This is a genomic window from Oleiphilus sp. HI0123, from assembly GCF_001635315.1.
On record NZ_LWGE01001127.1, the window covers coordinates 1 to 6,194 of the forward strand.

General features: G+C 45.3%; 6 protein-coding genes. 3 read left to right on the plus strand and 3 right to left on the minus strand.

The window, feature by feature from the left end; all coding sequences use genetic code 11:
* Together A3761_RS11700 and A3761_RS11705 are read right to left on the minus strand one after the other, a co-directional pair.
* Nucleotides 1-295, minus strand: a 295-nt coding sequence (locus tag A3761_RS11700; RefSeq protein WP_068750245.1) for a DUF2288 domain-containing protein, incomplete at its 3' end; no start/stop codon positions are given.
* 167 nt (nucleotides 296-462) lie between these two features.
* A complete protein-coding gene (locus A3761_RS11705; RefSeq protein WP_068739509.1) occupies nucleotides 463-1,947 on the minus strand; it encodes a wax ester/triacylglycerol synthase family O-acyltransferase in 1,485 nt (494 codons plus the stop codon).
* A 440-nt stretch (nucleotides 1,948-2,387) separates the two neighbouring features.
* Here A3761_RS11705 and A3761_RS11710 point away from each other — a divergent pair, with 440 nt between their 5' ends.
* From A3761_RS11710 to A3761_RS11720, 3 genes are all read left to right on the plus strand, one after another.
* Nucleotides 2,388-3,380 (plus strand): alpha/beta hydrolase, encoded by a 993-nt coding sequence (locus A3761_RS11710; RefSeq protein ID WP_068516739.1) that lies wholly within the window; start codon nucleotides 2,388-2,390, stop codon nucleotides 3,378-3,380.
* A 170-nt stretch (nucleotides 3,381-3,550) separates the two neighbouring features.
* Entirely contained in the window at nucleotides 3,551-4,297 is a 747-nt protein-coding gene (locus A3761_RS11715) for a hypothetical protein (RefSeq protein WP_068514029.1), read from the plus strand.
* Between the two features lie 17 nt (nucleotides 4,298-4,314).
* Nucleotides 4,315-5,127 carry a crotonase/enoyl-CoA hydratase family protein gene (locus tag A3761_RS11720; protein ID WP_068516736.1) on the plus strand — a complete coding sequence of 271 codons (813 nt, stop codon included), beginning with the start codon at nucleotides 4,315-4,317 and terminating at the stop codon, nucleotides 5,125-5,127.
* Nucleotides 5,128-5,143: 16 nt separating this feature from the next.
* On the opposite strand, the gene A3761_RS11725 is transcribed toward A3761_RS11720, so the two are convergent.
* Nucleotides 5,144-6,194, minus strand: a 1,051-nt coding sequence (locus tag A3761_RS11725; protein ID WP_156491809.1) for an AMP-binding protein, incomplete at its 5' end; no start/stop codon positions are given.

Here is a 6,194-nt window from a genome sequence, read left to right on the forward strand (position 1 = left end):
AAGGTTTAATCACTAAAGTCCACAGTTCGGCATCGGCCTCATACCAGGCTAAGGCCTGATCATCTGAAACCTGGGCAACCTGCCCCGAGGCTAGCCATTCCTTGAAGATCGGAGCATTATCTGCCGCAAACTGCTCGCCCACCAACAATAGATCAAGACCCGGAGCAACGTATAGCACCATGCCCGAGGCGAAGAAAGTCTGTAGCTCGCGCCAGGGAGCTCTAGCAGTTTCCAAGTTGAGTTTATGCTTAAGTGGAACTTGGTCATTAGCATTGAGTGACGGACTATCGGACATAAGCTACCTAACTTTACTTTCAAAGGAGTTTCGAACAGCAAGCTTTCGTCGCTCGCAGCCTTAAAGCAGGTAATGATACTGAATTTACACTAGAAGTATCCAGTAATAATGAACGATTCATATACTGGATACTTTTTAGATCCTAACAAACACTCAAGGACTGCTAGTTACGAGGCCATCACAGGCTGAACAAGGTCTTCAATATAACTTGATACGATGTCAGTACGGTGCTTCTCGAGCTGTTCAACAAAGTGCTTCACAATACGCTCAGGGTTAGGGAACAGCTTTGCATCGCCAACCAAACCAAACTGAATTTGCCCCGCATAGCTAATGATGCTCAAACCTAAACCGATATCACCCGTCTGGGGAACCCAGAACATCTGCTCTTTAATCTCAGCCCCAGCTAGGTAGCGAGTCTCTCTAGAACCAGGCACATTAGATAAGACAGCGGAGGTTTTGTTACCAAAACTTTCCAATAGGGTTTTCTGAACATTTTTAGGCAGCATGCCTGCCGCATAAAGAATGCCGTAGGACAAAGCTGGTTGAAGAGACTGTTTCAAAGAAATCATGTCATGCTTAATCTTGCAGACTCTCTCCAGCGGATTCTCGATCCCAACAGGCAAAGCCACAAAAACCGTTCCGAAGCAGTTACCCAGGTCGTCAGGGTTACCAGCCATATCCACTTTGCTTTCAGGGCGAATATTGACAGGCAAGGTCACGTGAACCTGCTTGCCATCGAGTTCTTCACCTGCAAGCAGCAACTCCTCGCGAAAGGCACCCGCAACACAAGAAATCAACAAGTCATTAATCTTACAGCCAACCACCTTGGAAATACCGTAAAACTTATCAAAGCTTATCGGCTCAGACCAGGCACAGGTTTTGCGAACACCTAACTTACCCTTCAAGACACGCTTAGGGTCTGGTGCCATCGTCGCCAACTGAGCTAGTTCTGCCGCTGCTTTAACTCCATCACCAACAAGCTCTCTAAGTGCTTCTTTATCGCGTAATACCTGAATACCTTCAGAAGAGACTTTCCTAGCCAATGAGGCATACCGATCTACACGAACTTTCGCAGTATCCACTACTTTCTGGTACCGGGGCCATTCGTAATTAATATCAGTAAGTGTCTCACTTTCTTCGGCCGCTACCTCGTCGTTATCCGCACATGAAGGTGAAAACGGTTTCACATTCGGCGCATCATCGGTAATCGAGTGAAAAACAGAAATCAAAGCTAGCCCGTCTGCATAGCTATGATGAACCCGCAGAATAATCGCATTACCCTGCTCATAGTTATCGACAAACAATAGCTGCCACAAAGGTTTGCTTGCATCCAGCGGTATGCTCGCCTGATCCGCAAGATAGCTCTGTAGAGCTTCTTTGTCTGCATTACCTGTTAGCGCAACACGTTTAACATGGTTATCAATATCGAAGTAAGGATCTTCCTGCCAATAATACTGCCCGGTCTTGAATACAGGGCAAGAAGTAAAGCGTGGAAAACGTAAGAAACGATTAATGATGGTATTTCTAAAATCATCAAAAGCCATACTCTCGGTAATGAGCATGGCATTTATAATCATCAGGTTGGTAGGAGAGTCCATACGCAACCAAGCTGTATCAGCACCTGTTAAAGGTTTTAATTTGCTGTTACTCATGCCTGACCCCAAATATTGTTTTTATGTAATGAGAACGACAGAACGATAGTGATTGCAAAGATAGCAGATATCTTGGCGAAACGGCACCAAGAAAGTAGTGTTATATCTGAGCAATATGACATTCAAGTTTCAATTGAAACCAAATGTTACATTTTTTAACACCGAAAAATAAGCCCATCTGCCATAATTATTTCATAGAGTTACAGACGCTTTTAAACTTAAGTTCTAAATAGCGCTCATTGTTTGACCAATTTAATATTCCATTGTTGCTCAAGCTGCGTATACTTATTGATAAATAATCTAACATTTGCACGGTTTCAGATACAAAGTGAAACCTAAGCAAAGCCATAGTCACAGGGCCTTCCAAGTGTGCAAACGCCGGAAAAGCCAGCTGCCAAATTTTAAGCGCAGCATGACTATTAGAGAGTTGGGAGAGTAAAATGCAAGCAATCCATGCGCGCAAACTGATAAAGCCGATCGAACAAAGCTATACCGAAATGTTTTCGGGCAAGGTCTTCACCGTCGGTAAAGGCGCGGTTAGCATTCGAAACCATAGCAGCCAAGCGAAACATACCGTTATTGGCGTTCACGGTTTTTTGGAAAATCATTGCTACTTTACGCAACTCTATAATGATTCTTCTACAGAATTGGTATTATTGACCTGCAGTAACTACCACGTTCCTGTTAGCGGCCCTATCCCAGAGCCAGCTGAGTGGGAAATACCTATTAAGTACCCTGAAGCGACCATTGAATACGATGCATGCGTCCTTAACCAGGCTCTCGAAAATTTACCGACAACTGAAAACATTCGTATTCACGGTCACTCTCGTGGCGGCGCCGTTATTCTCCAAGCGGTAAGCTTTCGACCAGAACTCTATAAGAATGTTGAGCTAATTCTCGAAGCGCCAGCCTTGCCTGGTGGTAAAACTCACCCACTAGTTTCAGCAATGCTGGAACCTGTCAGCCATGGTATGTGGCCCTGGGTTGTTCGTATGATTAATAGCACACCTTCATCGTCTTATGGACAAATGTTTTTTGGCAAGACCAATGAGCGCAAGAAACAACTGCTCAATAAGATGTTTAGTGCAACCAAAGACCATCTGACTATCGTGCGCAACATTGAGAACCTGTTTGCCTGGATGGATAAAGCTGACTATTCAGTTTATGAGCATGTTAAGCATGGCACCTTCCTAATCCCTAAACTAGATAGAATTCTTGACCGTGACTTAATGCTTGCCAGTGCCAAGCATAGCCCGAATGCCGTGAGAATTGTTGAAACTGATGCGATGAGCCATTTCGTATCACTGGACGACCCTAAATGGACACCGAGCCTTGACGACATGCCCACCGTTCTTAGCAACAAGCCCGCTCGTCCAACAATGAAACTCAACCCCGACCAGCAAAAGAAGCTACAATTATCTGCAGGCGTGTAGCACTTCTTAGCAGATAGTGACTCCGGCGTTGAGCCTTCAGCGCCCAAAACAGCCTTCAGCGCCAAAACAGCTCTCAACACCAGGCATTCAAAAATTCCACTCGATTCAGCGCCTGTCTTTCTATAGAATTCCAAACCTGTTCTATTGAGTATCAGGGATCCGCGATCACTATGAGCCGTGACAAGCTTCTTCACACCCATGCTTCTAGCCCTGCGGCCAAAAGGCTAAGAGAGGCAATGCTCAATTATCACGACTTCCAACAGCAATCAAAGCTCGACAATATCGACCACCACTTGGCAAAACTCGCTCACTGGCAAAGTGAGCGCTTAAAGTTCAGTCATCGCGATTTTTATCAATCAAGCGACTATCAAGACGGCTTATCCTTCCTGTTTACGGATTTATATTCAACCGAGGATTTCAGCGACCGCGATCGGGATCTTGAGCGAATATTTCCTAAAATGATCAAGCTTTTACCAAAAAAAATTCTTGAAACAGTGAGTCTTCTGGTAGAACTAAACTTACTTACTCAGCAGCTAGATCAGCGGCTTGCTGAAATCATATTTATTGAACACAACAGCAATGAGCTAAACGAGAAGATCTATTGTGAAGCTTATCGCGCTAGCGACAATCATGGCCAGCGACTATACCAGATACAACTGACTTCACAGCTGGGACAAAAACTCGACAAGTATGCGCGTAGCTCCGTCATCTTATTTACCTTACGCATGACCGAAGGTGCCGCAGAAATGGCTGGACTACAAGCACTTCATCAATTCTTAATGACCGGCTTTGAAGCCTTTCATAGCATGAAGGATGTACGCACGCTGATGAATACCTTAAGCGAAAGAGAAACCGTCTATCTCGATGAGATTTATCAAGGCAATAATCACCCCTTCAATTTTGACCTGAGCATATAAGCACAAAGGAAATACACATGACCGACCGCATCATTCTTGAACGAGTAAGGCTGGAGATTAAAGATCAAATTGCCTATGTAACCTTAGTTCGTGCAAGTAAGCTCAACGCACTCGATATAGCTATGTTTGAGGCCATTGCAAAAGTGGCTAAAGAACTTAAAAAGAACAAGTCTATCAGAGCGGTCATTCTATCTGGTGACGGTGATGCTTTCTGCTCTGGACTAGACATAAAAAGCGTTTTGAAAAGTCCGGTAGCCGCGCTCAAACTTTTGGTTAAACCCGGCACCAAGGCCTCAAACCTGGCCCAGGATGTCAGCTACCTGTGGCGCGATGCTCCCGTTCCTGTCATTGCAGTGACACACGGAAAATGCTGGGGAGGCGGCTTTCAAATCGCATTGGGTGCCGACTTTAGATACAGCACACCCGATTGCGAATTCTCTATCATGGAAGCACGCTGGGGTCTGATTCCCGACATGGGCGGCACACTAACGCTGAGAGAGCTGGCACCGATTGATATCGTCAAAGAGCTTGCGATGACGGGCCGAGTTTTCAATGCTGAAGAGGCTAAATCATATAACTTGATTACCCATATCTATGATGACCCGATGACCAAGGCAGTCGAATTCGCTGAAGAGATCAAACAGCGCTCGCCAGATGCCGTTGCCAGCAACAAGCTGCTTTTCAACAAAACCTGGCTTAGCACCATCAAACAGGCTTTAAATTGGGAAACAAAATTACAACGCAAGCTGATCGGTCGTTACAACCAGAGAGCAGCAGTCAGCCAAGGCACCAAAGGCGCGAAGCCCTTACCTTTTAAGAATCGCAGCTAAGCTTGAATCAAACAGGCTAGAAGCGATACTTTCCCGCCTCAACAGCCGCTTGTAATTCAGCATTAAAGGGCTGATAAGCTGTGTCGCCTGGAAGACAGACCCATACCGGGTCTGTTATCTGCTCCAAATCATAAGCAATTTTCTTCAAGTCAGTTTTCTTGTATTTGAAGGTTCCCGTTGTCTCCATCGATGAAGACAATCGAATAAAAATCGGCCGGGCATATGCGGGCAGATTCTCACTTAAATGTTGGTAGACCTCTGAAGAGTCAAAATGAGCACCTTTCTCAAGCGTAATAGATGCCATTCCCGCTCTACCGTTTGTCTCGGGTATCTCGACACCATAAACCACAGCATCAGCTACAGCAGTCATCTGAGCCAATACATTCTCGACCTCAGTTGTCGAAACGTTCTCACCCTTCCAACGAAAAGTATCACCCAGGCGATCAACAAATTGGGCATGATTGAAGCCTTGATCTCGCATCAAGTCACCGGTATTAAACCAAGCATCCCCCTGTTTGAAGACATTTCTCAAGATGGTGCGTTCGGTTTTCTCTGGGTCGGTATAACCATCAAAAGGGGTTTTATCGGTAATTTCACCCAATAGTAATCCCGCCTGTCCTTTTTTGACCCGTCGCAGGAAGCCATCGTGATGCCTGACTGGACAATCTTCTTCTAAATCATACTCGACAATGGCGTAAGGGATTGTCGTGAAGCCAACGGTAAAATCATGATTGAATATATTGAGAAAACCTACATTCCCCTCACTAGAGCCATAAAACTCCATCACCTTATCGACACCAAAGCGCTGTTTAAAACCCGCCCACAGGTTTGCTCGCAAACCGTTACCAAAAATCATTCTTACCTGATGATTTTTATCATCAGCACTTTCTGGCTGAGACATCAAATAGCGACACAACTCACCAACATAACAAATAGCAGTTGCTTGCGTTCGTCTTACCTCAGACCAAAATCTACTAGCAGAGAATTGTCGCGCCATAACCAAGCAGGCATCACCAGCCAAGACACTGCCCCATGCAACTACCAAGGCTGTACCATGATAAAATGGC